The organism is Sphingomonas liriopis (genome assembly GCF_024211255.1).
Taxonomy (GTDB): Bacteria; Pseudomonadota; Alphaproteobacteria; order Sphingomonadales; family Sphingomonadaceae; genus Sphingomonas; species Sphingomonas liriopis.
The window spans coordinates 13,194-38,661 of record NZ_JAMLDY010000016.1; the positions used below are offsets into that span (position 1 = coordinate 13,194).

Genomic DNA, 25,468 nt, shown 5'->3' on the forward strand with positions numbered 1-25,468 from the left:
GTGGGCTTAGCGGGTTATGAGGAGGATGACAGCTTCGTCTGGGCGGAGCAGACCGGGCTCGCCGCGGCCGGGCAAGGTGCCGAGCAAGATGTCGCCGGCCGGCAATGTCACCGGCTGCGGCGTCGCGCCGAGGTTGAGCGCGACGACGATGCGTTCGTCGCCGTGGCGGCGTTCGTAGGCGAGCACGTCGCCGGCCGCCTCGATCAGCGCGAAGTCGCCGATCGCGAGCGCGTCATGCTTGCGGCGCAGGTTGAGGAGGTCGCGGTGCAGCGCCAGCATCGAGCCGGCATCGCCGCTCTGCGCGGCGACGTTGCGCGTCGGCCAGTCGGGGTTGAGTGGCAGCCACGGTTCACCGGTCGAGAAGCCGGCATGGTCGCTGGCGTTCCACGGCATCGGCGTACGTACCGGATCGCGGCCGAGGCCGAGGCCGGGTTCGCGCAGTTCGCGCGGGTCCTGTACGCGGGTTGCCGGGATGGCGACGTCGGTCAGGCCGATCTCGTCGCCATAATAGAGCGTCGGCGTGCCGCGCAGCGTCAGCAGCAGCACCGCGGCGACGCGCGCCTGGCCCAAGCCGACGCGGGTGGCGATGCGCGGACGATCGTGATTGCCGAGCACCCAGTTCGGCCAGCCGCCGGGCGGTAGTGCGGCTTCATATTCCGCGATCATCTGCGCAAGGTGGCGCGCGTCCCATGGCGCGTCGATCAGCTGGAAGTTGAAGGGGAGATGCACTTCGGGGGCGTCGAGGCCGTAATAGTGCATCAGGCGTTCGACGGGCAGGTAGATTTCGCCGATCAGGACCCGGTCGCCGTCGTAGCTGTCGGCGATGGCGCGCATGTCGGCGGCGATGGCGTGGACGTCGGGCTGGTCGGTGGAGTGGAGCTGGAGGACGGCGTGCATCTCGCCCATCTCGGGGCGATAGGCGGGGTTGGGCGGGTTGTCGGGGAAGCCGGCGTGCTTGACCATGTGCCAGAGCACGTCGATGCGAAAGCCGTCGACGCCGCGGTCGAACCAGAAGCGCAGCGCGTCCATCATCGCGGCCCGCAGATCGGGGTTGCGCCAGTTGAGGTCGGCCTGTTCCTTCAGGAAGGCGTGATAATAATATTGGCCGGTGGCGGGGTCGTATTCCCACGCGGAGCCGCCGAAATCGCTGATCCAGTTGTTGGGCGGGCCGCCATCCGGCGCGGGATCGTGCCAGATGTACCAGTCGCGCTTCGGGTTGTCGCGCGACGAGCGGCTTTCCCGGAACCAGGGGTGGTCGGTCGAGCTGTGGTTGGGGACGAAATCGAGCAGCAGCTTGAGGCCACGGTCATGCGCGGCGGCGAGCAGCGCGTCGAAATCGGCGAGCGTGCCGAAACGCGGGTCGATGCCGCAATAATCGGCGACGTCATAGCCGAAGTCGCGCATCGGCGAGGGGAAGATCGGCGAGATCCAGAGCGCATCGACGCCGAGCGCGACGAGGTGGTCGAGGCGCGCTTCGATCCCCTTGAGGTCGCCGATGCCGTCGCCATCGCTGTCCTGGAACGAGCGAGGATAGACCTGGTAGATCGTGCCCGACTGCCACCACGCGGTCATGCGAAACGCGCCTTGGACATCCGGGTCATGCGGCAGGCTAGGTCGGCCTCGCCGCTGGCGACGAGGTAATCGTCGCCGGTGTCGACGAGGCCGGTGGAGAAGACCACCGGGGTCGGCAGGTACATCTGGTGCGCGATGGGGACGGTGAGCGCGGGGTTTGCCTCGAGCAGCGGCGTCTCGTCCTCGACACGCAGGATGTGCGCGGGGTCGTTACGGTCGAGCAGCGCCCAGAAGCTGCGGTAGATGCCGACGCTCTCGCGTGCCTCGACGCCGTGGTAGATCATCAGCCAGCCCTGCGGGGTCAGGACCGGCTGGGTGCCGCCGCCGATCTTCATCGCCGAGGCCGATGCCTTGCGCGCCCGCAAACCGGGAGCGTCGAGCGGTTTCCAGTGGAGCGCGTCGGGGGATGCCGCGAAGTTGATCGACGGGCCGCCGACATAGGGGCTGTCGGGCGGATAGGCAAAATAGACCTCGCCCAAGGGACGGGTGAGCGCCATGAAGCGGTCGCCGACCAGCCCCTCGAACAGGATCATGTCCTTGTTCTGGTGGTCGAGAACGATCCCCTCCAGCCGGTAATGGAGGCCGTCGCGCGAGGTGTGGAGCGTGGTGCAATGGCGTTCGGCGCCGACCGAGCAGGTGGTCATGTACCAGACGTCGCCGATGCGGGTGATGCGCGCGTCCTCGACGCCGTAGCATTGGTAGTTCGCGGCGGGTTCGATCGCGGCGTCGTAGTGGACCGCGACGATCGTTTCGCCATCGGGGTCCAGCTCGACCGGCAACAGCCACGACAGCGAGGTGAGCGCGAGGATGCGGTGGCGGCTGCCCTTCAGCTCGAACTGGCGGGGGTCGGTCATGTCGATCTGCGCGAGCGGCCAGGCGTCGCGGACGTAGCCGGCGGGGGTCCAGCGGATCGCGTGGACGTGGTTGTCGCGGATTGGGTCGGACAGCGCTTCGGCGATGCGGACCATCAGCAGGAGGTTGCCGCTGGGAAGGCGGGTGAAGCCGGGGTTGAAGGCGCCGAGGACGTACGTCGGTTCGGCGATCCCGCGGCGGAGCGGCGAGCGGGTGAGGTCGACGTGGTCGGGGGTGAAGATCAGCGCATCGTGCATGCAGGTGGTAGCGCGGATGAGGGGATGTGGTTCCCTGTCGGGTTCGCTGCGATATGGCGTGGGCTATTGCTTGGCGCCGATTATCCGGGTCATCACGGCGTCCTCTCCCTCCGTCACCCCGGACTTGTTCCGGGGTCCACTGGTCCGCAGGCGTAGGACAAGAGGCTCGAGGTTACCGCCTGCCGAACCGTGGACCCCGGAACAAGTCCGGGGTGACGGAGGATTTGTGGCAGTCCGTTGGTCACGCGATCATCGGCGGGCGGTGACGGAGGGGGCTTCCACGCGCGATGTCGCTTGCGGAAGCACCCCTCCACCACCCGGCTGCGCCGGGCGGTCCCCCTCCCCGCGGAGCGGGGAGGAATTGGAGGGTCAGAACGCGGCGGTCAGCGCGAACACGACCTGGCTGGCGGCGATGCTGCTGCCGTCCTTGGTCGAGGAGAAGTTCGGCTGGAGGTAGGCCGATTCGCGCTTGGTGATGTCGGTGTCGACATAGGCGATGCCGAGCGTCAGCGGCGTGCCCTTGATCGCATAGTCGGCGCCGAGCATCCAGTCCCAGTATTTGCCGGTCGGCGCGGCCGAGGTGCCGTTGGGGCCGAGGCCCGAATTGCCGCTCGAATAGCCGATATGCGCCTTGGCGGTCAGCGGCGTGTTGGGCACGGCGCTGCTGAAGTCGCCCCACAGGTAGAGGTTGTCGTTCTTCTTGCCCGGGTTGTTGGGGATGCCGGTCGCGTAGGCGGCACCGCTGTTGTAATATTTGCCGAGCGCCTGCTGCTTGGGCGCATAAGCGACGCCGGCGAGCAGGTTGACCGGGCCGATCGTCCCCGACAGCTTGGCGAAGGGTTCGGCGAAGTCGGTCTTCGACGCGCCGCCCGGATACATGTACCACGTCAGGCCGACATCGAGCGCGCCGCCGCCGACCGGCACCTTGTAGCCGCCGATCAGGTCGAGCTCCATGTTCGAGCCGCCGAACGTGCCCCAACCGGCGAGGTTCGACGCCCAGGCGCCGACGTAGATGCCGCTTTCGTGCGCGATGGTGATGCCGCCCTGGATCGCGGCTTCCTCGTCGGTCTGCGATACGCCGCGCAGGCGATAGTCGGACACGAGCGCGACGCTGCCGGTGACGGTGACCGCCTTGGGCGGTGCGGTCTCCTGCGCGGCGGCAGGGAGGGCGATGACGGCCGCGAGCGTGGCGGCGACCGGATACAGATACTTCATGGGACCCCTTTCGAACCAATTGGAGGGTCCCTCCTGCGTCCGGGCCGCCAGCGCGCTCGCTCCTGCGTGGAGGGGCGCCGATCCTTCCCGGACGCAACTTCGCTATCGCAGCATTATCGTCGAGACAATGGTCTTTTCGGTATCGAAGGTCGATCAGTGGGCGAGTGCGGCAGTCTTGCCACGCGCGCCGAACAGCTCGACGATGTCGCCGGCGGCGCGGCGGCGCTGGAACCAGTCCTTGATGAGCTCGGCACAGGTATGGTCGACCGTCCCGAGGTTGGTGACGTCGAGCCGCACCGGCGTGCCGACCGGCGCGCGTTCCAGCGTGTCGGAGAGCTTGGGCAGCGACACGAAGGTCGCCGATCCCGACAGGCCGATCGCATGCACGCCGCCGGTGTCGCCTTCGGACACGTTGAGGCCGAGGCGCCTGAGGTGCGGCACCAGCTCGAGCATCGACAGGCCGATGCCGACGAGCACGCCGGTGAGCAGGTCCTTCGACACGACGGTGACGAGCGTCGCCAGCCAGATGAAGGCGGGCAGCGGGCCGTAGTGCGACAGCAGGTGGCGGGCGTGGGCGAGGCTGACGAGGCGCCAGCCGGTGACGACGAGGATCGCGCCCAGCGCCGCCATCGGAATCTCGCGCAGCACGAAGGGAAGCAGCGCGACGAAGCCGAGGATCCAGATGCCGTGGAACATCGTCGACAGGCGTGTGGTCGCGCCCGCCTGCACGTTGGCGGACGAGCGGACGATGACGCCGGTCATCGGCAGCGCGCCGGCGAGGCCGCACAGGAGGTTGCCGATGCCCTGCGCGCGCAATTCCTTGTTGTAGTTGGTGCGCACGCCGTCGTGCATGCGATCGACCGCCGCCGCCGACAGCAACGTCTCCGCGCTGGCGATGAAGGCGATGGCGAGCGCCGCGGCGATGATCGACGGGTCCATCCACTTGGACAGCAGTTCGGGTCCGGGCAGCGTGATCGCCGAGGCGATCGACTGCGGCACGTTGACGCGCGCGACGTCGAGACCGAACGCCATCGCGAGCGCCGTGCCGGTGAGTACGCCGACGAGCGCGCCGGGGACGAGCTTCATCGCGGCGGGCCGCAGCTTTTCCCAGCCGAGCATCGCGACGATGGTCAGGATGCCGATGCCGAAGGCGATCTCGGTCGCCTGGATATTGTCGGGCGACAGGCCGAACAGGCGGCCGGGGGCGGCGGCGAGGTTCTGGAGGCCGCTCGGCAATGGTTTGGCGTCGAACAGGACGTGGAACTGGCCGACGACGATCAGCACGCCGATGCCGGCCAGCATGCCGTGGACGACCGCGGGGCTGATCGCGCGGAACCAGCCGCCCAGCCGCGCGATGCCGGCGACGACCTGAATGATGCCGGCGAGGATCAGGATGGGGCCGAGCGCCGACAGGCCCTGATCGCGGACCAGTTCGAACACGACGACCGCGAGGCCGGCGGCGGGGCCGCTGACCTGCAACGGCGATCCCGCCAGCGCACCGACGACGATGCCGCCGATGATGCCGGTGATGAGCCCCTTTTCAGGAGGCACGCCGGACGCCACCGCGATCCCCATGCACAAGGGCATGGCGACGAGGAAGACGACGATCGATGCGGTGAGGTCCCGGGTGAGGACCGGCCCTGAAGGTAATCTTGGGGACGGGAGCTTCAGGGCGCCCAGCAGGTTGGTCATTCCGCGGCCGCCGCGAATTCGACGTCGGAGGCGCGGCGCTGGCCGGCCTGCAGCGCGACGGGGAAGCTTTCGCCCTCGCGGATCGCGCGGAAGCGGCCCGCTTCGTTGTCGAAGCCGAGCACGACGCCTTCGTGGATGTCGACGAACCAGCCGTGCAGCGTGATCTCGCCGCGTGCGATGCCGGCGGCGACCGACGGGTGCGTGCGCAGGTGCGCGAGCTGGGCGATGACGTTTTCGAGGCTCAAGGCGCGGATGCGCTCGCCGTCGGTCAGTTCGGGGTAGCTCTGGTCGACGACCGCGCGCGCGGCGGCGCCGTGCTTGAGCCAGTTGGCGACCGTGGGCACGCCCGCCAGCTTCTCGGGATCGCCCGACAGGCCCTTCATCGCGCCGCAATCGGAATGGCCGCACACGATGATGTCGCGCACGCCCAAAACCGCGACCGCATATTCGACCGTCGCCGAGACGCCGCCGGTGTGCGCGGAGAAGGGGGGAACGATGTTGCCGGCGTTGCGGCAGACGAACAGGTCGCCGGGCTGCGCCTGCATGATGTGTTCGGGCACAATGCGCGAATCGGCGCAGGAGATCATCAGCGCCTTGGGGAACTGGCCATGGTGGGCGAGCGTGGAATAGAGCGCGTGCTGGTCCGCGAAGACCTTCTTCTCGAAACTCACGACGCGGCCGATCAATTCGTTCACGGTGCGGATACTCCTGTGGCGGGCGGCATGAGCCGCATTGGACAGGATATGTACGCGCACGGTTTTGCTGCAGCGCCGCGGGAGTGTTTTGTTTTGTTGCTTGGGTGGGTGGCGGAATCGCGACTCCTCTAAAGACCCGTTCGTGCTGGTGAACAGGTCGCCGAGCCTCCCAGGCTCGGCTGAAACGTCCGGGGGATGTTTCACCTGTTCACTGTCGAAGCACCTGTCTCTCCAAGGGGCGACGTGGCTCGCGGAAACCAGCCCTTCGACAGGCTCAGGGCGAACGGTAGAAGGGTGGAACGGCGGGCCTCGCCTACACCGGCAGGGTGATCGCCGCGCGCAGACCGCTTTCGGGGCGGTTGGACAGGGTCAGCGTGCCGCCCTCCGTCTCGACGATGCGCGCGACGATGGGCAGGCCGAGGCCGAAGCCGACGGTGTCGCGTGGGCGGGCGGTGTCGAGGCGGACGAAGGGTTCGAGGACGCGGCGCAGCTGGTCCTCGGGGATGCCGGTGCCGTCGTCCTCGACGGTCAGCGTCACGCCGTCGTCAATGCTCTCCAACCGTAGCGTGACGTTGCCGGCGTAATGGAGCGCGTTTTCGATGAGGTTGGCGAGCGCGCGTTTCAGCGCGGTGGGGCGCGCGGTGACCTCGCAATGCGCGGGGCCTTCGTAGACGCCGGGCAGGCCGCGGTCCTCGACGTCGTCGATCAGCGTCGCGCACAGCACGGCGAGGTCGATGAGCACGGGCGTCTCGGGATCGCTGTCGCCGCCGAGGAAGGCGAGCAGCGAGGTGACCATCGCCTCCATCTCGCCGATGTCGCGCTGGATCGCCTCGCGCATCGGCGTATCGCCGACGCCCTCGGCGCGCAGCCGCAGCCGGGCGAGCGGGGTGCGCAGGTCGTGGCCAACCGCGGCGAGCGCCTGCGTCCGGTCGGCGATCAGCCGCTGGATGCGCGCCGCCATGCGGTTGAACGCGACGACGACGTGGCGCACCTCGCGCGGGCCGGTTTCGGGGATCGGATCGTGCTCGGTGTCGCCGAACGTGTCGGCGGCGTCGGCGAGCTGGCGCATCGGGCGGAGCGCGCGGCGGATCAGCAGCCCGCCGATCACCATCAGTGCGAGCGCCGGGACCAGCGCGAGGAAGATGCGCTCGGCGGCGAGATTGAGGTTGTGCAGCGGTTCGAGCGTGCGGAAATACAGCCAGCTGCGATCGGGCAGCCGCAGCCCGCCGGTGACCACCGAGCTGCGGCCCGGCGAGGTCAGCTTCAGCCGGAGGTCGGTGACGGCGAGCGAGGGCTCCCAATCGACCACCTGATGCCGCATGCCGTCGAGCGCGGGGGTGATCGGCGGCGGCGGCGGCAGGTCCTGCTGCCAGTGCAGCGCATAGCGTTCGGTGGTGAGGTCGGCGGCCATGTCGCCACGGCGCGCGGGCGGCTGTTCGGCGATCAGCCGGCGGGCGATGACGAGATGCTCGGCGAGCCGCCGCGCCTCGTCGTCGCGCACCGAGAACTGGCTGGCGCGCTCGTAAAGCAGCGTGCTCGCGCCGAATTCGATGACCATCGTGAGGAGCAGGATCGCGACGATCTGGCCGATCAGGCCGATCGAGGGCTGGAGGAGGCGTTTCATGGAGTGGTGGCCACGGAACGTGCGCCCACCCCCGATCGTGCTGAGCTTGTCGAAGCACGTGTTTCCGCAAGTGAAGGCGTCGCCCGTGGAGACCGGCCCTTCGACGAGCTCAGGGCGAACGGGGTTTGGGGGCGGCGTTTCATGAGATGACCGGCGGATGTGCCCCCGCCCCCGTTCGTGCTGAGCCTGTCGAAGCACGCGTTTCCACGAGCGAAGACGTCGCTTGGGGAAACCGGCCCTTCGACAAGCTCAGGGTGAACGGGGTTTGGGGGTGGGGTGGGGAACCCCGCCTCAACGGCGCGTCACCTCGGTGTTGAGCATGTAGCCGACGCCGCGAACGGTGATGATGGGCGCGTCCTTGCCGGCGCTCGACAATTTGCGGCGCAGGCGGCTGATGAGCACGTCGATGCTGCGGTCGGAGCTGTCGCCCAGCCGCGTGCGGGACAGTTCGATCAGCCGTTCGCGCGCGATGACGCGACCGGCATGTTCGGCGAGGCTGACGAGCAGGTCGAACTCCGCACCGGTCAGGTCGACGACCGCGCCGGTGGGCGAGGTCAGCTCGCGCCGCGGCAACGTGACCTGCCAGCCGTCGAAGGTCAGCACGCCCTCCTCGCGCTCGCCAGGGCTGCGTTCGAGCGAGCCGCGGCGCAGCACGGCGCGGATGCGCGCGATCAGCTCACGCGTGCCGAACGGCTTGGCGATGTAATCGTCGGCGCCGAGTTCGAGGCCGACGACGCGATCGGTCTCCGACCCCTTGGCGCTGATGAAGATGATCGGGACCTCGCTCTTCTGGCGCAGCGCGCGGCACAAATCGATGCCGCTGGTACCGGGCAGCATGATGTCGAGCAGGATGAGGTCGACCGGGCCCGCCTCCAGCGCCAGCCACATCTCGGGCGCGGCGGAGGCGGGGCGGACGAGATAGCCGTTCTCCTGCAACGCGCGGGTGGTCAGCGTGCGGAGAGCGGGATCGTCCTCTACCAGGAGGATGGTGGGGGCGGTCATGGCATGGAGTTAGGCAAGGCGGCCGTAGCGGTCAACCGCGCCCGGAACGGACGCAGATTTGGAGACGGTCGGGAAACGTCCCGGCAATATCAATCCGCGGCGATCGGGCCGTGACCGCCCTTCGGCCGGCGGGTGAACCAGACGATCACCACCATCGCCGCGCACAGCCAGGACGAGACGCGGAACAGATCGGTCGAGGCGAGCAGATAGGCCTGCCCCACCATCTGGCGGGTGATCGCGGCGGCGGCCTGCGTCGAGGTCGCGCCCATCCGTTGCAGCGCGTCGGTCGCCATCTGCAAAGGCACGCCGTTACCGATCGCCTCGGCGAGACGGCTCTGGTGCAGCCCCTCGCGCCGGTCCCAGGCGGTGGTGATGATCGACGCGGCGAACGATCCGGCGACGATCCGCGCGAAATTGGAGATGCCGGTCGCCGACGGGATGCGTGGCGGCGCGATGCCGTCGAGCAGGATCGTTACCATCGCGAGGAAGAAGATGCTCATCGCGATGCCCTGCACCAGCAGCGGTGCCATGAAGTCGAACATGCTCGCGCCGGTGACGAGGTTGGAGCGCATCCAGTAGGAGGTGGCGAAAGCGAGGAACGAGATGGTGGCGAGGATGCGCGCATCGACCTTGCCCGACAATCGCGCGGCGAGTGGCGAGATGACGACCGCCACCACGCCGCTCGGCGCGGCGATCAGGCCCGCCCAGGTCGCGGTATAGCCCAGTTGCGTCTGCAGCCAGAGCGGCAGGATCAGCGTGTTGGCGAAGAACACCGCATAGCCGAGGCAGAAGGCGAGCGTGCCGATCGCGAAATTGCGGTTGAGGAACAGCGACAGGTCGACCGCCGGATTGGCGTCGGTCAGTTCCCAGATGATCCAGGCGACGAAGCCCACCGCCGCGACGACCGCGAGCACGCAGATCGCCGGATCGTTGAACCAGTCGGCGTTCTTGCCGAGATCGAGCATGACCTGCAGCGAACCGACCCAGAGGACGAGCAGCATCAGCCCGACGGTATCGATCGGCAGCTTGCGCGTCGGCGTCTCGCGGCTCTTCAGACCGTTCCAGCAGATCAATGTCGTGAAGATGCCGAAGGGGATGTTGATGAGGAAGATCCAGCTCCAATGGTAATTGTCGCTGATATAGCCGCCCAGGATCGGCCCCATCACCGGCCCGACCAGCGTCGTCATCGACCAGACGCCCAGGGCGGTCGAACGCTTGTCGGGCGGGAAGATCGAGATGAGCAGCGCCTGGCTGCCCGGCATCATCGGCCCCGAACAGGCGCCCTGCAGGATGCGGAAGACGATCAGCGAGGGCAGGTCCCAGGCGATGCCGCACAGGAACGAGGCGACGGTGAACGCCGCCACCGCGGTGCAGAAGGTGCGCACGACGCCGAACCGGCCCATCAGCCAGCCGGTCAGCGGCACCGCGACGCCGTTGGCGACCGCGAAGGCGGTGATGACCCAGGTCGAATTGTCCGACGAGACGCCGAGGTTGCCCGCGATCGTCGGCAGCGACACGTTGGCGATGGTGCTGTCGAGCACCATCATGAACGTGCCGAGCGCGAGCGCGAACGCGATCAGCGCGCGTTGTCCGCCAACGAGCGGGGCGGGACCCTGGGGTTGGGTGGGGGCGGCCATCAGATGGTGTTCCGGGGTGTCGGTTCGCCCTCACCCTTCCGCGGCCGCGCCGCTCCCTCCCCCTCCCGGCGGGAGAGGGAAAAGACGCCGCAGGCGGCGAAGGGTGAGGGCGACGCGGGCGTCAACGGTTGGCGGCGATGATCTGGCGGATGCGGGCCTCGACCGCGGGGTCGCCGCCATCGACGGGCTTGTTGCCATAGGCCTGCGCCGCCGGCCGGCCGAGGCGCTGGCCGCCGAGGTTCGCGGTATCGACCGTCGCATTGACCGACAGGCCGACGCGCAAGGGATTGCGGACCAGTTCGTTGGGATCGAGGCCGATACGCACCGGCACGCGCTGGACGATCTTGATCCAGTTGCCGGACGCATTCTGCGGCGGCAGCAGCGCGAAGGCGTTGCCCGACCCGGCACCGACGCCGATGACATGGCCGTGGAAGACGACGTCGCCGCCATACATGTCGGCGGTCACCGTCGCGGGCTGGCCGATGCGCAGGTCCTTCAATTGCGTCTCGCGGAAATTGGCGTCGACCCACACCTTCGACAGCGGCACGACCGCCATCAGCGGCGTGCCGGCGGCGACCTGTTGCCCGATCTGCACCGTGCGCTGCGCGACGACGCCGTCGATCGGCGCGACGATGTGCATGTGGCTGCGCGTGATCGCGGCGCGGCGATAGGCGGCGGCGGCGGCGAGCACCGCGGGGTTGGTGGACGTGTCGGTGCCCTGCACGGTCGAGCGCGCCTGCGTCTGCTGGCTTTGTGCGAGGGTGAGGTTGGCGCGCGCGACCTTCACCGCATCGGCGGCGTGCGCGAGTTCCTCGCCCGAGATCGCACCCTGCGCGGCGGCACCCTGGCGGCGGGCGTAATCGGCGGTCGCGGCGCTGAGCTGCGCGCGCGCCTGGACGACCGCTGCGCCGCTTTCGCCGACCTTCGAGAAATCGGCGCGGGTGGCGCGGACGGCGCGGGCGAGCTCCGCTTCGGCGGACGACAGCGCGACATCGGCCGTCGCGGGATCGAGGTCGAGCAGCGGGTCGCCCGCCTTCACCGTCTGCGTATTGTCGGCGTGGATCGCGGTGATCTGGCCGGGATCGCGCGCGGTGATCGCGACGACGTCGCCGGCGACATAGGCGTCGTCGGTTTCCTGTTCGGGCTTGGCGAGCAGGAAGTGGAAGACCGCCCAGACGATCAGGCCGATCACCACGACGATCGCGAGGATAGTCAGGCCGCGGCGGCGCGCCTTGGGTTTGGCCGTATCGGGGGCCATTTCGGGCGCGGGTTGGGGAGCGGGGGCTTGCGTATCGGTCATCGGGCGGGTTCCTGGGCGGACGGGACGCCGCCGCCGAGCGCCAGCACCAGCGCGACGCGCTGGCGGGCCGCATCGGCGACGAGATTGGCTTGGGCGAGCTCGGCGTCGAGCAGGCGGACGTCGTTGTCGACGAGGTCGAGCTTGCTATCGAGCCCGCTCGAGACGCGGATCGCGTTGAGGCGGTTGGTTTCGCCGAAGCCGCGCACGACCTCTGCGGTGCGCGCGCGCTGCTGCGCGAGGTTGCCGATCAGCGCGATGGCGTCCGCCGCCTCGCGCACCGCGCCGATGACGCGGTCGTTGTAATCGGCGGTGGCGAGGTCGAGGCCTGCGGTGGCGCCGGCGAGGTCGGCCTTCAGCCGGCCGTTGTCGAACAGCGGCAGATGGATCGCCGGCCCGGCGCCGACGGTGCCGGCGTCGAGGCTGAGCAGATTGCCGAGGCCGACCGCCTGGAAACCGGCCAGCGCGGCGAGGTTGACGTTCGGATAGAAGGCGCGGCGCGCGACCTGACGGCCGGCGGCGGCGGCCTCGATCCGCGCCTGTGCCGCGGCGATGTCGGGACGGCGGGCGAGCAGGTCGGCGGGAACGCGCGCAGGCAGCGGCAAGGCGGTGTCGAGACGCAGCGTCGCCGGGCGGATCGCGGCGGCATAATCGGGGCCGCGGGCCGCCAGCGCGGCGAGCGCGTTGGTGGCGAGCGCGCGGGCACCCTCGGCCCGGACCAGCGCGGTCTGCGCCTGCGCGAGCAGGGTCTGCGCGGCGACCGCCTGCAGGTTGCTCGCCAGCCGGTTGCGGATGCGCACGTTGACGAGGCGCAGCGAATCGGTGCGCGTGGCGATGGTGCGGCGGGCGATCGCCGCCTGCGCCTCGGCACGGGCGAGGTCGATATAGGTCTGGACGACCGAGCCGGCGATCGCGAGCCGCGCGGCGGCGAGGTCGAGGCCCGCGGCGCGGGTCGAGGCGCGCGCGCCTTCGATCGCCGCCTTCTGCCGCCCGAACAGGTCGAGGTTCCACGACAGGTTCGCCTGCGCCTGGCCGATGAAGCGGACGGTGCCGGCATAGGGCGGCGGGATGGTGTAGCGGCCCGACAGGCGGCTGACCTGCGCCGAGCCGTCGAACGAGACGTCGGGGCCATTGGCGGCGTCGCGGCTGGCGAGCACCGCCTGCGCCTGCGCCACGCGGGCGAGCGCGGCGTCGAGCGTGGGATTGCCCGCGGTCGCATCGGCGACGAGGCGGTCGAGCTGCGGATCGCCGAACGCCGTCCACCAGTTGTCGGAAATCGCCGGTGCGGCTTCGGGCGCGAGGCCGAGCGCGGTCGGTGCCACGGGTGTCACCGCGGGCGGGCTGGCGGGAATCGCGCAGGCGCTGGCGAGCAGCAGCGCGGCGGGGGACAATCGGGTGATCTTCACGCGAGGACGCCTTGGTCGAGGGGCTGCTGGAGGGTGTCGCGGAGCCGCTGGAGGAGGCGGGTCAGATCGCGGATGTCCTGGTCGTCCCAATCGCCGACCCAGACGTTCCATACCCGGATCACCCGGTCGCGGACCTCGGCGGCGATGCGGTCGCCCGCCGGGGTCAGCGCGAGGCGGACGACGCGCCGGTCCCCGTCGCCGTCGCGGTCGCGCACCACCCAGCCGCGCTCCTCGAGCGTATCGACCAGCCGCGTCGTCGCGCCCTTGTCGTAACACAGGTCGCGCGCGATCTCCGCGCAGGTGGTCGCACGATTGAAATGCAGCGCGACCAGGGCGCTCCATTGCGTCTTGGTGATGTCGGCGGCGGCGAAGATCGGTTCGAGCGCGGCGGCGCCGAGCTGCTCCGACCGGCGGAGCAGATAGCCGATCGAGTTTTCCGGATGAAAGTTCGAGTCGGAATAGAAGGCCATATGGTTGCCATGGCAACGGTTGCCGCGGCAGTCAATGCTTTGTTGCGGAATGTTGCTGCGCTTTGAGGCGTGCATTCTTCCTCCGTTCGCCCCTCAGCCTGTCGAAGGGCGGTGAGACTCATCGTACTTCGACAGGCTCGGCACGAACGGTGGGGCGGGGCGGACGCTGTCCCGGTCCTTTGGCGGTCATCGCTAACGGGTTCTTAGGAGCGGTGACGTAGGCGTGCGGTTCGACTTTTCAGGACCGTTGCCCATGGAATTCCCGCTGATCGCGCCGCGGCCGCCCCGGCTGAGCGCCCTGACCGAAGGATTGCGCCGGATCGAGGCGTCGGGCGTGTTCAGCAACAACGGCCCCGAAGTGCGCGGCTTCGAGGCGGAGATCACCGCGCAGCTGTTCGGCGGCGAGGGCGCAAGCCTGGCGGTCGGCAATGCGACATTGGGGCTGATGGTGGCGATCCGGCAGGCGGCGGGAATGCACCCGCGGCCGGGCACGCTGGCGCTGATGCCGGCGCTGACCTTTGCCGCGACCGCGCAGGCGGCGCTGTGGGCGGGGCTGACGCCGCTGGTCTGCGACGTCGAGGCCGATGGCTGGACCGCCGATCCGCGTCACGAGGAGGAATTGCTGGCCCGCTACGGCGAGCGGATCGGGGTGATCGTGCCCTATGCGACGTTCGGGACGGCGATCGATCTCGATCGCTACGCGTGGCTGGCGCGGACCCATCGCGTCGGCGTGGTGATCGACGCGGCAGCGTCGCTCGGCACGATCGACGAGGGGGGACGCGGTTTCGGGACGGGCGCGCCGTTCACGATCGTCTATTCGATGCACGCCACCAAGACCTTCTCGGTCGCCGAGGGCGGGCTGGTCTACAGCGGCGATGCCACGCTGATCGACCAATTGCGCGGCATGATCAACTTCGGGTTCGAGGCCGGGCGCAGCGCGACCTTGCCCGGGATCAACGCCAAATTGCCCGAGGTGATCGCGCTGATGGCGCGGGCGAAGCTCGCCGAGATCGACGCGGTGTGCGACGCGCGCGCCGCGATCGACGCGGCGTATCGCGCGGCGCTGCCGGCGTTCACGATGCAGGTGGCGACGGGGCGGCGGCAGGCGACGCAGTTCATGCCGGTGCTGTTGCCGCGCGACCTCGCCGCGCACCGCTCCGCGATCGTCGCCGCGCTCGCCGAGGACGGCGTCGGCGTCGGCCAATATTTCAGCCCGCATATCGGCGAACAGCCGCTGTTCCGCGACCATGGCCTGGTCGAGCCGACGCCGGTCGCCGACGACGTCGCCGCGCGGATGCTGAGCCTGCCGATCACCGATGCGATGACGCCGGCGGATGCGCCGGTGATCGCCGCGCGGCTGATCGCGGCGATCGAGCGCGTCGCCGATGGCGCGGCGGGGCGTGTCGGCCTGAGGACGGAGGAGCGTAGCGTGGCGACGGATCTGGCGACGGTGGTGATCGGCGGCGGGCCGGCGGGCACCGCGATGCTGACGTCGGCGAGCAAGCAGGACAAACTGGTGCCGCTGGCCGAGGCGGGGCTGGCGATCGTCGAGCGGCGGACGCGGATGGGGGCGGGCGAGCTCGGCTCCTATGCGATCCGCTCGGACACGACCGCGGAGACGTTCCTGTCGGCGGTGAAGGACAACCCGCATCCCGAACTCGCCGCGCTGGCGCAGCATCCCGCCGGGCAGCTGATGGAACGCTATGTCGGCGAACTGGGCGCGCCGCTCGCCGATACCGCGCCGCTGCTGACCGCGACCGCGGATCGGCTGAAGGCGATCGTCACGCGCCACGGCGGAGAGGTACTGACCGGCCATGACGCGACGCAGGTGCAGCGCACCGCCGATGGCCGCTGGGCGACGAGCGTCCGCGATGGCGCGGGGGCGGTGCGGACCTTGGTGTCGCGCAACGTCGTGGTGGCGACTGGGGGGTATCAGACCGATGCGCAGGTCGCGGGCAAGCGCGTCGCGGGGATGCCGCTCGGCGTGCTGGCGGGGCGGCGGCTGATGCGGTCGGACGTGCTGCTGCGCCAGGGCGGGGTCGAGGCGGTGCACGAGCGGCTGCGTGGGGTGCCGTCACCGCGAATCGCGATCGTCGGCGCGTCGACCAGCGCGATCGCTGCGGCGGTGCTGCTGCTCAAGAGTCAGCCGGGCTTCGCCTTCGGCGCGGGGGCGGTGACGATCCTGCATCGTCAGCCGTTAAAGCCCTTCTATCCGACGATCGCGGCGGCGCATGCCGACGGCTTCCACGATTTCGACGAGAACGACATCTGCCCGGTCAGCGGCTTCGTGCTGCGGCTGGCGGGCCTGCGGCTCGAATCGCGCGAGCTCGTGTTGCGGATGCTGGCGCTGGGCGGGCGGACGCCCGATCCGCGCGTCACGTCGCACCGGATCGGCGGCGATGAGGATGCGGCGGCGCGGGAGATCATCGAAGGCGCCGATCTGGTCGTCGGCGCGCTCGGCTATCGGCCGCGGGCGGTGTCGCTGCTCGGCGTCGATGGCGCGCCGCTGGCGCTGGCGCATCACGCGGGACGGCCGATGGTCGACCGGCACTGCCGGATCCTCGATGCGCAGGACCGGCCGGTGCCGGGCGCCTATGGCATCGGCCTGTCGGCGGGGTTCGTGCCGTGGGGCAAGCTGGGCGGCGAGGCGAGCTTTACGGGCCAGGCGAATGGGCTGTGGCTGTGGCAGAACGACGTCGGGCAGATGATCGTCGACCAGTTGCTCGAGCGGGAGGCCCAGGCGGCGGCATGACCGGCGGCATGACCGGCGCGCCGATCGTCTCGGTCGTCATCCCCGGTTACAACGGGGCGGCGTTCATCGGCGAGACGCTGGAATCGCTCGAGCGCCAGACGCTGACCGATTGGGAGGCGATCGTCGTCGACGATTGCTCCGCCGACGACACGCGCGCGCTGGTGCGCGGCTGGCCCGATCCCCGCGTGCGGCTGATCGAAAACGAGGTGAACGGCGGCCCGGTGCGCACCCGCAACCGTGGCGTGGGCGAAGCGCGCGGGCGCTATGTCGCGGGGCTCGACCAGGACGATCTGTGCCTGCCCGAACGGCTGGCGATGCAGGTCGCGTATCTGGAGGCGCATCCCGACGTCGTGCTGGTCGGTGCGCAGGCGCAGCAGCTGCGCGGCACGCGCGTGTCGGCGATGCATTATGCCCCGCATACCACGCCCGATCTGATCGCGTGGCTCGGCTGGATCGAAAATCCGCTGGTCTGGTCGACGGTGATGGTGCGCGCCACGGTGGCGCATGCGCTCGATCCGTTCACCCGGCCCGAGATCCTCTATGCCGAGGATTTCGACCTGTACCATCGCGTGGCGGCCTTCGGGCGGGTGGCGCGGATCGATACGCCGTTGCTGCTGTACCGCCAGCATGACGGTGGCGCGTCGAAGCGGTTCACCGAGACGATGCGCGCGTCAGCGATGCGGGTGCTGGCCGAGCGGCATGCGGCGCTGCTGGGGGAAGAGGCGGCGGCGGCGCTCGCGCGGCTGCTGGTGCTGCACAACATGGGCGGGGTGCCGGTGCCCGACCGCGCGACGCTGGTGCGGCTGGGCGAGGGGATCGCGGCGCTGCAGGCGGCGTTCCTCGCCGAGGCGCGGCCCGATGCGGAGAGTGCGAAGCTGATCCGCTGGGAAACGGCGCGGCGCTGGGGCGCGATCGGGCGCGCGGGGTTGCGCTCGGGTGCGGTCGGGCTGGGGGACGTGCTCGCGGCGCGGCCGCCGCATCTCGGGCTGGGCTATGCGGGGCTGGGGACGCTGCTCGGCTCCGCGGCGGTGGGCGCGGTGCGACGGGTTCGCGCGACGGCGCGGAGACGCGGAGACGGGTGAGGGCGGATGCCGTTTCCTTCCGCGTCATCCTCGCGGAGGCGGGAATGACGATGGGTAGAGCGGCGCGCGCCCTACAACGTCCGGATGATCCCCGAGAAATCGGTCGTGCCGTGGCCTTGCGCGACGAACGCCTCGTATAGCTCCGTCGCGTGCGTGCCGAGCGGGGTGGTGGCGCCGGCCTCCTGCGCCGCCTGCATCGCCAGCCGCAGGTCCTTGAGCATCAGCGCCGCGGCGAACCCGCCCTGGTAATCGCGGTCAGCGGGGGTCTCGGGGCCGACGCCGGGGACGGGGCAATAGCTGGTCATCGACCAGCTCTGCCCCGAACTGACCGAGGAGATGTCGTAGAAGGTCTGCAGGTCGAGCCCCAGCCGTTCGGCGAGCCGGAACGCCTCGCACGTCGCGATCATCGTCGCGCCGAGCAGCATGTTGTTCGCCATCTTCGCGGCCTGGCCGGCGCCGCTGGTGCCGGCGTGGATCACCGCTTTGCCCATCTGCGCAAGGAACGGCTGCGCGCGGTCGAACGCGTCCTGCGGCCCGCCGACCATGAAGGTGAGCGTGCCGGCCTGTGCCGCCGCGATCCCGCCAGAGACGGGGGCGTCGACCGCGGCGAGCCCCTTCGCGCCGGCGGCGGTGGCGACGCGGCGCGCGGTGGCGACGTCGATCGTCGAACAATCGATCAGGATCGCCGCAGGCGGCGCGTGGCCGAAGACCGCGTCGGCATAGACGCTTTCGACATGGGCACCGGCGGGGAGCATGGTGACGATCGCCTCCGCGCCCTCAACCGCCTCGGCGGCGGAAGCGACGGGGAGGCAGCCGGCCTGCTTCGCCTTGGCCAGCGCATCGGCGCTGAGGTCGAAGGCGCGGACGTCGTGCCCCGCCTTCGCGAGGTTGGCGGCCATCCCGCCACCCATGTTGCCGAGGCCGATGAAGGCGACGCGTGCCATGTCTTGCTCTCCTGTTCTGATGGGATCGACCCTCCCGCTGGTATTACTGCCGCAGCAGATCGCGGCCGACGATCATCCGCATCACCTGGTTGGTGCCCTCCAGGATCGAATGGACGCGCAGGTCGCGCCAGAAGCGCTCGACCGGATAATCCATCAGATAGCCGTAGCCGCCGTGCAACTGGAGCGCGCGATCGACCACCGACGATCCCATGTCGGTGGCGAGCCGCTTGGCCATCGCGGCGAAGCGCGTCTTGTCGGGGGCGTTGGCGGTGACCTTGGCCGCGGCCATGTAGAGCAAGGCGCGCGCCGCCTCGAGCTCGGTCGCCATGTCGGCGAGGGTGAATTGCGTGTTCTGGAAATCCGCGATCGCCTGGCCGAACTGCTTGCGATCCTTGGTATATCGCACCGCCTCGTCGAGGCAGCGCTGCGCGCCACCGAGGCTGCACGCGCCGATGTTGAGCCGGCCGCCGTCGAGGCCCATCATCGCGATGCGGAAGCCTTCGCCCTCCGCACCGACGAGATTTTCCGCCGGCACGCGCACGTTGTCGAACATCACCTGCCGGGTGGGTTGCGAATGCCAGCCCAGTTTGCGTTCGTTGGCGCCGAACGACACGCCGGGCATGTCCTTCTCGATCACCAGCGCGGAAATGCCCTTGGGCCCGTCCTCGCCGGTGCGGACCATCGTGACGTACACCTCGTTCTCGCCGGCGCCGGAGATGAACTGCTTCGAGCCGGTGACGAGGTAATCATTGCCGTCCTTCACTGCGCGCGTCTTGAGCGCGGCGGCGTCGGAGCCCGAGCCGGGTTCGGTCAGGCAATAGCTCGCCAGCCGGTCCATCGTGACGAGGCTCGGCAGGTATTTGTCCTTCACCGCCGGCGAGCCGAAGCGATCGATCATCCACGACGCCATGTTGTGGATCGAGACGAACGCGCTGGTCGAGGGACAGCCATAGGCCATCGCCTCCATGATGAGCGCCGCCTCCAGCCGGCCGAGCGCGATGCCCCCGCTCTCTTCCGACACGTAGATCGCGGCGAAGCCCAACTCGGCCGCCGCCTTGATCGTCTCGCGCGGGAAAATGTGCCGCTCGTCCCATTCGGCCGCGAACGGCGTGATACGGTCGGCGGTAAAGCGGCGCGCGAGATCCTGGATCTCGCGCTGATCGTCGGTGAGGTCGAACTGGTTTTCCATGAAATCCTCAGGCCGGGCAGCGGCTGTAGCGGAACGAGCCGGCGCGGTCGGGCGAGCCCTTGGCCTCGCGGACCAGCGTCTTGCCGTCGTCGAGCAGGGTTAGCGTGGTAGGTTCGGACCAGGTCTGCCCCTCGCCGCTCATCGGGAGGGCAAAGGCGACCTGCGTCGGCTGGGTCTGGCGGATGCTGCCGGCCGTCCCACGCGATTCGTAGAAGGACAGGCGGTCGCCAGCGATGGTCAGCAGGCCCTTGTTGTCGGCGCGCTTCGGATCGCAATCGTTGGGCACCATGCCCCAGCGGCCCTCGAAGCCGGCGGGCAGCGCCGTCAGCGCCACGGGGCTGGCGGTCGGCAGCGGCACCGGCGATTGGACCGCGGCATTGCCCGGCGGGTCGAGCGGCACGACCGTGTTCTGCGGGTCGATCGAGAGGTTACCGGGCGTCGGCTCGACCGCGGCGCTGCCGCCGCTCGATTCATTGTTGGCCGATTCGCCGCCTGAACAAGCGGCGAGGCTCAGGGCAGCGATGGCAAGGACCGTCAGACGCATATGGATCATCCCATGGTGGGAATGACGAACGCATCCTGGATGCGACTGGGTCCACCGTCCTCGCTGCCGCCGGGGAGCGCAGAGCCGTCGGGCCAGCGTTGCGTGATCGTCTTGACCTTGGTCCAGAACTTGACGCCCTCCATGCCGTGCTGGTTGGTGTCGCCGAACGCGCTGCGCTTCCAGCCGCCGAAGGTGTGATAGGCGACCGGCACCGGGATCGGCACGTTGATGCCGACCATGCCGACGTTGACGCGCGCGGCGAATTCGCGCGCGGCATGACCGTTGCGGGTGAAGATCGCGACGCCGTTGCCGTATTGGTGCTCGCTCGGCAGGCGCACGGCATCCTCGAAGCTCTGCGCGCGGACGATCTGAAGGACGGGGCCGAAGATCTCCTCCTTGTACGCCGACATGTCGGGCGTCACGCGGTCGAACAGCGTCGGGCCGATGAAGAAGCCCTTCTCATGCCCCTGCAGGGTGAAGCCGCGGCCGTCGACGACCAGTTCGGCGCCCTCGTCGACGCCGGTCTGGATCCAGTTCTCGACGCGGCTCTTGTGCGCGGCGTTCACGACGGGGCCGTAATGCGCCTGGTCGTCGGTCGAGACGCCGACGCGCAGCGCCGCGATCGCGGGGATCAGTTTTTCGCGCAGCGCGTCGGCGGTCTTGTCGCCGACCGGCACCACTACGGGCAACGCCATGCAGCGCTCGCCCGCCGAGCCGAACGCGGCGCCCGACAGGTCGGCGACGACCTGATCGAGGTCGGCGTCGGGCATGACGATGCCGTGGTTCTTGGCGCCGCCCATCGCCTGCACGCGCTTGCCCGCCGCGACACCGCGGCGATAGACGTAATGGGCGATGTCGGACGAGCCGACGAAGCTGACCGCACTGATCGCGGGATGGTCGAGGATCGCGTCGACCATCTCCTTGTCGCCGTGGACGACCTGCAGGATGCCCTCGGGCGCGCCCGCCTCCAGCATCAATTCGGCGAGGCGCACCGGCACCGACGGATCGCGCTCGGAGGGCTTGAGGATGAAGGCGTTGCCGGTGGCGATCGCGACGCCGAACATCCACATCGGGATCATGCCCGGGAAGTTGAACGGCGTGATGCCTGCACCGATGCCGAGCGGCTGGCGTATCGAATAAACGTCGATGCCGGGGCCTGCCCCTTGCGTATATTCGCCCTTCAGCACGTGCGGGATACCGCAGCAGAATTCGATGACCTCGAGCCCGCGCTGGATGTCGCCCTTCGAATCGGCGATGACCTTGCCGTGCTCGGAGGAGAGCAGACGGGCGAGCGCGTCCATGTTCGCCTCGACCAGTTCCTTGAAGCGGAACATGACGCGGGCGCGGCGCTGCGGATTGGTCGCCGCCCAGCGGGGCTGTGCCTTCTGCGCCGCGGCGATCGCGCGGTCGAGGTCGGCGGTCGTGCCGAGCGCGACGCGGGCCTGCACCTCGCCGCTGTTGGGGTCGAAGACGTCGCCGTAGCGGCTGGCGTCGTCGCCGGTGTGGCCGACGATGGCATGATCGATGGTGCGCATGAACCTCTCCGTTCTCGTGGGCAAGATCGACCCGGACAGGATTGCAGGCAAGGGCCGAAAGTGCGAGTGCGACCTGCAGATATGCAGCCGCGCTGGGACGACCTTCAGGATTTTCTGCGCGTAGCGCGCGCCGGGCAGATCGCGCGCGCCGCGGCGGCGGCGGGGATCGACGCGACGACGCTGGCGCGGCATCTGCGGCGGCTGGAGGCGACGCTGGGCCAGACCTTGTTCGAGCAATCGCGCGAGGGACAGGTGCTGACCGCGGCGGGCGAGGCGCTGCTGGTCGCGGCGGAAGCGATGCAGCAGGCGGCGAGCGGCATCGTCGCGACCGATGCCGATCCCGACCGTCTGTCGGGCGTGCTGCGGGTGAGCGTGTCGGAGGGGTTCGGAACGTGGTTCGTCGCGCATCACCTGCGCGATTTCACCGCGGCGCATCCCGACCTGACGGTCGATCTCGTCGCGAGCAGCGGCTTTTTGAGCCCGTCGCGGCGTGAGGCGGACATCGCGGTCCTGCTCGCCCGGCCGCAGACCGGGCCGCTGGTCAGCAGCAAGCTGACCGATTACGCGCTGGGGTTGTATGCGGCGGACCTGTATGCGGCGCGGCATCCGTTGCCGGTCGAGCCTGCGGCGGTGCGCGATCATCCGCTGATCGGCTATGTGCCGGACCTGCTCTACGCACCCGAGCTGCGCTATCTCGCGGAGATCCACGACGGGCTGGAGCCGCGCATCCGCAGTTCGAGCATCAACGCGCAATACCGGCTGGTCGCGGCGGGGGCGGGGCTGGGGGTGCTGCCGCGCTTCATCGGCGATGCGGATCGGAGCCTGCGGCGCGTGCTGCCGGAGCGGACGATCCGGCGGTCGTTCTGGCTGGTGACGCACCAGGATACGCGGGGGACGAAGAAGGTGCGGGCGTTTCGCGAGTGGCTGACCGGGTTGGTCGCGGCGCAGCGGGGGCGGTTCGGGTAGGGCGCGTCGGTCAGCGCGAAACGCTGATTACGCACGCTTCGTCATGCCGGACTTGTTCCGGCATCCACCGATCCGCATGCGTGGGCTGCGTGGAACGGTGGACCCCGGAACACGTCCGGGGTGACGCCGGTGTTGGGGTAAGCCGTCGTCCGCGTTCGTCATTCCCGCCTGCGCGGGAATGACGAACAACAAGATCAGACGTCCAGGTTGGCGACGTTCAGCGCATTGTCCTGGATGAACTCACGCCGCGGTTCGACGACTTCGCCCATCAGCTGGGTGAAGATCATGTCCGCCGCCGAGACGTCGTCGCTGGTGACGCGCAGCATCGTGCGGTTCGACGGATCGAGCGTGGTTTCCCACAGCTGTTCGGCGTTCATTTCGCCCAGCCCCTTGTAGCGCTGGATCGCGAGGCCCTTGCGGCCCGAGGCGAGGATGGCGTCGAGCAGCTGCGACGGACGCGCGACGAGGCTTTCGCCGCGCGACACGGTGGTGGTGACGCTGCCGATCTGGCCGCCGGCCTCGCCGGTGGCCTCGGGCGGCGTGTCGGCTTCGGCGGCCGCGGCGGCGGCCTTGCTCGGCATCAGCTTGCCGGCCTGCGCGAAGCTTTCGGCCTGTTCGCTGGCGAGCCCGTGGAGCTTGCGCGCCTCGGCACTGGCGAGGAAGGTCGCCTCGACGATGTGGTGGTCGGTGACGCCGCGCCACAGCCGCTCGAAATGGATGCCGCCATCCTCGGTCAGCCGCGCCGACCAGCGTGCCTCCTCGTCGCCCGATTCGAGGCGGCGGGTGACCTCCGCGACGGTCGCGGCGCGCTGGTCGCGGGTGAAGCTCGGGTCGAGCGCGCCGGCCAATGCCAGCACCTCGATGATGACCGGGTCGTAGCGACGCGGCACGTAGCGCATCAACGTGCGCATGCGGCGGGCGTGATCGACCAGCTGGCGCAGGTCGGCACCCGAGCGCGGGCCGCCCGGCGTCTCGAACACCATCGCAGCCACGCCGGCCTCGACCAGATATTCGTCGAGCGCGGCGTCGTCCTTCAGGTACACCTCCGACCGGCCTTTCGTCGCCTTGTAGAGCGGCGGCTGGGCGATGAAGAGGTGGCCGCGCTCGATCAGCTCGGGCATCTGGCGGTAGAAGAAGGTGAGCAGGAGCGTGCGGATATGCGCGCCGTCAACGTCGGCGTCGGTCATGATGACGATCTTGTGATAGCGCAATTTGTCGGCGTTGAAGTCGTCGCGGCCGATGCCGGTGCCCATCGCCTGGATCAGCGTGCCGATCTCGCGGCTGGAGATCATCCGGTCGAAGCGGGCGCGCTCGGTGTTGAGGATCTTGCCGCGCAGGGGAAGGATCGCCTGGAAATGGCGGTCGCGGCCCTGTTTGGCCGAGCCGCCGGCCGAATCGCCCTCGACGAGGAACAGTTCGGACTTGGCGGGGTCCTTCTCCTGGCAGTCGGCGAGCTTGCCGGGCAGGCTGGCGATATCCATCACGCCCTTGCGGCGGGTCAGCTCGCGCGCCTTCTTGGCGGCCTCGCGCGCGGCGGCGGCGTCGATCACCTTGCCGACGATCGACTTGCCGTGCGCGGGGTTTTCTTCGAGCCATTCAGCGAGCTTGTCGGCCATCAGCGATTCGAGCGGCTGGCGGACTTCGGAGGAGACGAGCTTGTCCTTGGTCTGGCTGCTGAACTTGGGATCGGGCAGCTTGACCGAGACGATCGCGGTGAGCCCTTCGCGCATGTCGTCGCCGGTCAGCGTCACCTTCTCCTTCTTCAGGAGGCCGGACTTTTCGGCGTAATTGTTGAGCGTGCGGGTCAGCGCGGCGCGGAACGCGGCCATGTGCGTGCCGCCGTCGCGCTGGGGGATGTTGTTGGTGAAGGCGAGGACGTTTTCGTAGTACGAATCATTCCACTCCAGCGCGACGTCCATCGTCACGTCGTCGCGGGTGCCGTTGATCGCGATCGGCTCGGGGAAGAGCGGGGTCTTGGCGCGATCGAGCCACTTCACGAACGCGGCGATGCCGCCTTCGTAGTAGAGCTCCACCGTCTTGGGCTCGTCGTGACGCGCGTCGGTGAGGAACAGGCGGACGCCCGAGTTGAGGAACGCCAGCTCGCGATAGCGATGCTCGAGCTTGTCGAAGTCGAATTCGGTGATCTTGAAGGTGGCGGGGCTCGGCAGGAAGGTGACGCGCGTGCCCTTCTTGCTCTCGGCCTTGCCGACGACCTTCAAGGGCGCGACCGCGTCGCCGAACGCGAAGCGCATGTAATGCTCCTCGCCGTCGCGCCAGATGGTGAGGTCGAGGAATTCGGACAGGGCGTTGACGACCGAGACGCCGACGCCGTGAAGGCCGCCCGACACCTTGTAGGCGTTGTCGTCGCTGGTGTTCTCGAACTTGCCGCCGGCGTGGAGCTGGGTCATGATGACCTCCGCTGCCGAGACGCCCTCTTCAGGATGGATGCCGGTCGGGATGCCGCGGCCGTTGTCGGTGACGCTAACCGAGCCGTCGGCGTTGAGCTGGATATCGATCCGGTCGCAATGGCCGGCGAGCGCCTCGTCGATCGCATTGTCGCTGACCTCGAACACCATATGGTGGAGGCCCGATCCGTCGTCGGTATCGCCGATATACATGCCCGGCCGCTTGCGCACGGCGTCGAGGCCCTTCAGCACCTTGATCGAGGAGGCGCCGTAGTCGTTCGTATTCTGGGGTTCTGCCATCCAGGCGATATAGGGATTGGCGGCCTGTAACG

At 69.3% G+C, this 25,468-nt stretch carries 19 protein-coding genes; 3 read left to right on the top strand and 16 right to left on the bottom strand.

Translation table 11 applies throughout. The annotated features are described in order from the left end of the window. Positions 1-6: 6 nt before the first annotated feature. The 11 genes from M9979_RS13010 to M9979_RS13060 form a co-directional block, all read right to left on the bottom strand. On the bottom strand, positions 7-1,572 hold the full coding sequence (locus M9979_RS13010) for an alpha-amylase family glycosyl hydrolase (RefSeq protein ID WP_254289793.1): 1,566 nt from the start codon (positions 1,570-1,572) through the stop codon (positions 7-9). Further along, on the bottom strand, positions 1,569-2,681 hold the full coding sequence (locus M9979_RS13015) for a glycoside hydrolase family 130 protein (protein WP_254289794.1): 1,113 nt from the start codon (positions 2,679-2,681) through the stop codon (positions 1,569-1,571). The genes M9979_RS13010 and M9979_RS13015 overlap by 4 nt, the downstream gene beginning before the upstream one ends. Positions 2,682-3,050: 369 nt before the next feature. Beyond that, positions 3,051-3,896 (bottom strand): TorF family putative porin, encoded by an 846-nt coding sequence (locus tag M9979_RS13020; protein WP_254289795.1) that lies wholly within the window; start codon positions 3,894-3,896, stop codon positions 3,051-3,053. 153 nt (positions 3,897-4,049) lie between these two features. Continuing rightward, positions 4,050-5,588 carry a SulP family inorganic anion transporter gene (locus M9979_RS13025; RefSeq protein WP_254289796.1) on the bottom strand — a complete coding sequence of 513 codons (1,539 nt, stop codon included), beginning with the start codon at positions 5,586-5,588 and terminating at the stop codon, positions 4,050-4,052. Beyond that, the gene (locus M9979_RS13030) at positions 5,585-6,283 is read right to left on the bottom strand and encodes a carbonic anhydrase (RefSeq protein WP_254289797.1); all 699 of its coding nucleotides are present in this window, start codon (positions 6,281-6,283) and stop codon (positions 5,585-5,587) included. The genes M9979_RS13025 and M9979_RS13030 overlap by 4 nt, the downstream gene beginning before the upstream one ends. Positions 6,284-6,596: 313 nt before the next feature. After that, positions 6,597-7,907: an ATP-binding protein gene (locus M9979_RS13035; RefSeq protein ID WP_254289798.1), complete on the bottom strand. Its 1,311-nt coding sequence runs from the start codon at positions 7,905-7,907 to the stop codon at positions 6,597-6,599. Between the two features lie 291 nt (positions 7,908-8,198). Further along, complete coding sequence (locus M9979_RS13040) at positions 8,199-8,909, bottom strand: response regulator (RefSeq protein WP_254289799.1); 711 nt, start codon at positions 8,907-8,909, stop codon at positions 8,199-8,201. A gap of 89 nt (positions 8,910-8,998) precedes the next feature. Continuing rightward, entirely contained in the window at positions 8,999-10,546 is a 1,548-nt protein-coding gene (locus tag M9979_RS13045) for a DHA2 family efflux MFS transporter permease subunit (protein WP_254289800.1), read from the bottom strand. A gap of 121 nt (positions 10,547-10,667) precedes the next feature. Continuing rightward, the gene (locus tag M9979_RS13050) at positions 10,668-11,846 is read right to left on the bottom strand and encodes an HlyD/EmrA/EmrK family protein (RefSeq protein WP_254289801.1); all 1,179 of its coding nucleotides are present in this window, start codon (positions 11,844-11,846) and stop codon (positions 10,668-10,670) included. Continuing rightward, the gene (locus tag M9979_RS13055; RefSeq protein WP_422922116.1) at positions 11,843-13,243 is read right to left on the bottom strand and encodes an efflux transporter outer membrane subunit; all 1,401 of its coding nucleotides are present in this window, start codon (positions 13,241-13,243) and stop codon (positions 11,843-11,845) included. Before M9979_RS13055 ends, M9979_RS13050 begins: the two co-directional genes overlap by 4 nt. Positions 13,244-13,245: 2 nt before the next feature. Further along, a complete protein-coding gene (locus M9979_RS13060; protein WP_254289803.1) occupies positions 13,246-13,719 on the bottom strand; it encodes a MarR family winged helix-turn-helix transcriptional regulator in 474 nt (157 codons plus the stop codon). Positions 13,720-13,972: 253 nt separating this feature from the next. Between M9979_RS13060 and M9979_RS13065 the strand changes: the two genes are divergently transcribed. Both M9979_RS13065 and M9979_RS13070 read left to right on the top strand, forming a co-directional pair. Further along, positions 13,973-16,471 (top strand): DegT/DnrJ/EryC1/StrS family aminotransferase, encoded by a 2,499-nt coding sequence (locus tag M9979_RS13065; protein WP_254289804.1) that lies wholly within the window; start codon positions 13,973-13,975, stop codon positions 16,469-16,471. Next, positions 16,468-17,553, top strand: a complete 1,086-nt coding sequence (locus M9979_RS13070) for a glycosyltransferase family 2 protein (RefSeq protein ID WP_254289805.1) — start codon at positions 16,468-16,470, stop codon at positions 17,551-17,553. The genes M9979_RS13065 and M9979_RS13070 overlap by 4 nt, the downstream gene beginning before the upstream one ends. Before the next feature lie 71 nt (positions 17,554-17,624). Here the strand turns inward: M9979_RS13070 and mmsB are convergent, their stop codons facing one another. From mmsB to M9979_RS13090, 4 genes are read right to left on the bottom strand one after another with little or no spacing between them, the layout of a single operon-like run. Continuing rightward, a complete protein-coding gene (mmsB, locus tag M9979_RS13075; protein WP_254289806.1) occupies positions 17,625-18,497 on the bottom strand; it encodes a 3-hydroxyisobutyrate dehydrogenase in 873 nt (290 codons plus the stop codon). 43 nt (positions 18,498-18,540) lie between these two features. Next, positions 18,541-19,686, bottom strand: coding sequence for an acyl-CoA dehydrogenase family protein (locus M9979_RS13080; RefSeq protein WP_254289807.1), 1,146 nt, complete (start codon positions 19,684-19,686; stop codon positions 18,541-18,543). Positions 19,687-19,693: 7 nt separating this feature from the next. After that, positions 19,694-20,230 (bottom strand): hypothetical protein, encoded by a 537-nt coding sequence (locus M9979_RS13085; protein WP_254289808.1) that lies wholly within the window; start codon positions 20,228-20,230, stop codon positions 19,694-19,696. A gap of 5 nt (positions 20,231-20,235) precedes the next feature. Then, the gene (locus M9979_RS13090; RefSeq protein ID WP_254289809.1) at positions 20,236-21,765 is read right to left on the bottom strand and encodes a CoA-acylating methylmalonate-semialdehyde dehydrogenase; all 1,530 of its coding nucleotides are present in this window, start codon (positions 21,763-21,765) and stop codon (positions 20,236-20,238) included. Between the two features lie 81 nt (positions 21,766-21,846). On the opposite strand from M9979_RS13090, the gene M9979_RS13095 reads away from it, so the two are divergent. Continuing rightward, a complete protein-coding gene (locus tag M9979_RS13095) occupies positions 21,847-22,731 on the top strand; it encodes a LysR family transcriptional regulator (RefSeq protein ID WP_254289810.1) in 885 nt (294 codons plus the stop codon). A gap of 194 nt (positions 22,732-22,925) precedes the next feature. On the opposite strand, the gene gyrB is transcribed toward M9979_RS13095, so the two are convergent. After that, positions 22,926-25,436, bottom strand: coding sequence for a DNA topoisomerase (ATP-hydrolyzing) subunit B (gene gyrB / locus M9979_RS13100; RefSeq protein ID WP_254289811.1), 2,511 nt, complete (start codon positions 25,434-25,436; stop codon positions 22,926-22,928). Positions 25,437-25,468: the final 32 nt, after the last annotated feature.

Excerpts from the sequence above, each read along its gene's own strand:
- M9979_RS13010 (WP_254289793.1), bottom strand. The coding sequence starts at position 1,572 with ATGACCGCGTGGTGGCAGTCGGGCACGATCTACCAGGTCTATCCTCGC.
- M9979_RS13015 (WP_254289794.1), bottom strand. The coding sequence starts at position 2,681 with ATGCACGATGCGCTGATCTTCACCCCCGACCACGTCGACCTCACCCGC.
- M9979_RS13020 (WP_254289795.1), bottom strand. The coding sequence starts at position 3,896 with ATGAAGTATCTGTATCCGGTCGCCGCCACGCTCGCGGCCGTCATCGCC.
- M9979_RS13025 (WP_254289796.1), bottom strand. The coding sequence starts at position 5,588 with ATGACCAACCTGCTGGGCGCCCTGAAGCTCCCGTCCCCAAGATTACCT.
- M9979_RS13035 (WP_254289798.1), bottom strand. The coding sequence starts at position 7,907 with ATGAAACGCCTCCTCCAGCCCTCGATCGGCCTGATCGGCCAGATCGTC.
- M9979_RS13040 (WP_254289799.1), bottom strand. The coding sequence starts at position 8,909 with ATGACCGCCCCCACCATCCTCCTGGTAGAGGACGATCCCGCTCTCCGC.
- M9979_RS13045 (WP_254289800.1), bottom strand. The coding sequence starts at position 10,546 with ATGGCCGCCCCCACCCAACCCCAGGGTCCCGCCCCGCTCGTTGGCGGA.
- M9979_RS13050 (WP_254289801.1), bottom strand. The coding sequence starts at position 11,846 with ATGACCGATACGCAAGCCCCCGCTCCCCAACCCGCGCCCGAAATGGCC.
- M9979_RS13060 (WP_254289803.1), bottom strand. The coding sequence starts at position 13,719 with ATGGCCTTCTATTCCGACTCGAACTTTCATCCGGAAAACTCGATCGGC.
- M9979_RS13065 (WP_254289804.1), top strand. The coding sequence starts at position 13,973 with ATGGAATTCCCGCTGATCGCGCCGCGGCCGCCCCGGCTGAGCGCCCTG.
- M9979_RS13070 (WP_254289805.1), top strand. The coding sequence starts at position 16,468 with ATGACCGGCGGCATGACCGGCGCGCCGATCGTCTCGGTCGTCATCCCC.
- mmsB (WP_254289806.1), bottom strand. The coding sequence starts at position 18,497 with ATGGCACGCGTCGCCTTCATCGGCCTCGGCAACATGGGTGGCGGGATG.
- M9979_RS13080 (WP_254289807.1), bottom strand. The coding sequence starts at position 19,686 with ATGGAAAACCAGTTCGACCTCACCGACGATCAGCGCGAGATCCAGGAT.
- M9979_RS13085 (WP_254289808.1), bottom strand. The coding sequence starts at position 20,230 with ATGCGTCTGACGGTCCTTGCCATCGCTGCCCTGAGCCTCGCCGCTTGT.
- M9979_RS13090 (WP_254289809.1), bottom strand. The coding sequence starts at position 21,765 with ATGCGCACCATCGATCATGCCATCGTCGGCCACACCGGCGACGACGCC.
- M9979_RS13095 (WP_254289810.1), top strand. The coding sequence starts at position 21,847 with ATGCAGCCGCGCTGGGACGACCTTCAGGATTTTCTGCGCGTAGCGCGC.
- gyrB (WP_254289811.1), bottom strand. The coding sequence starts at position 25,436 with ATGGCAGAACCCCAGAATACGAACGACTACGGCGCCTCCTCGATCAAG.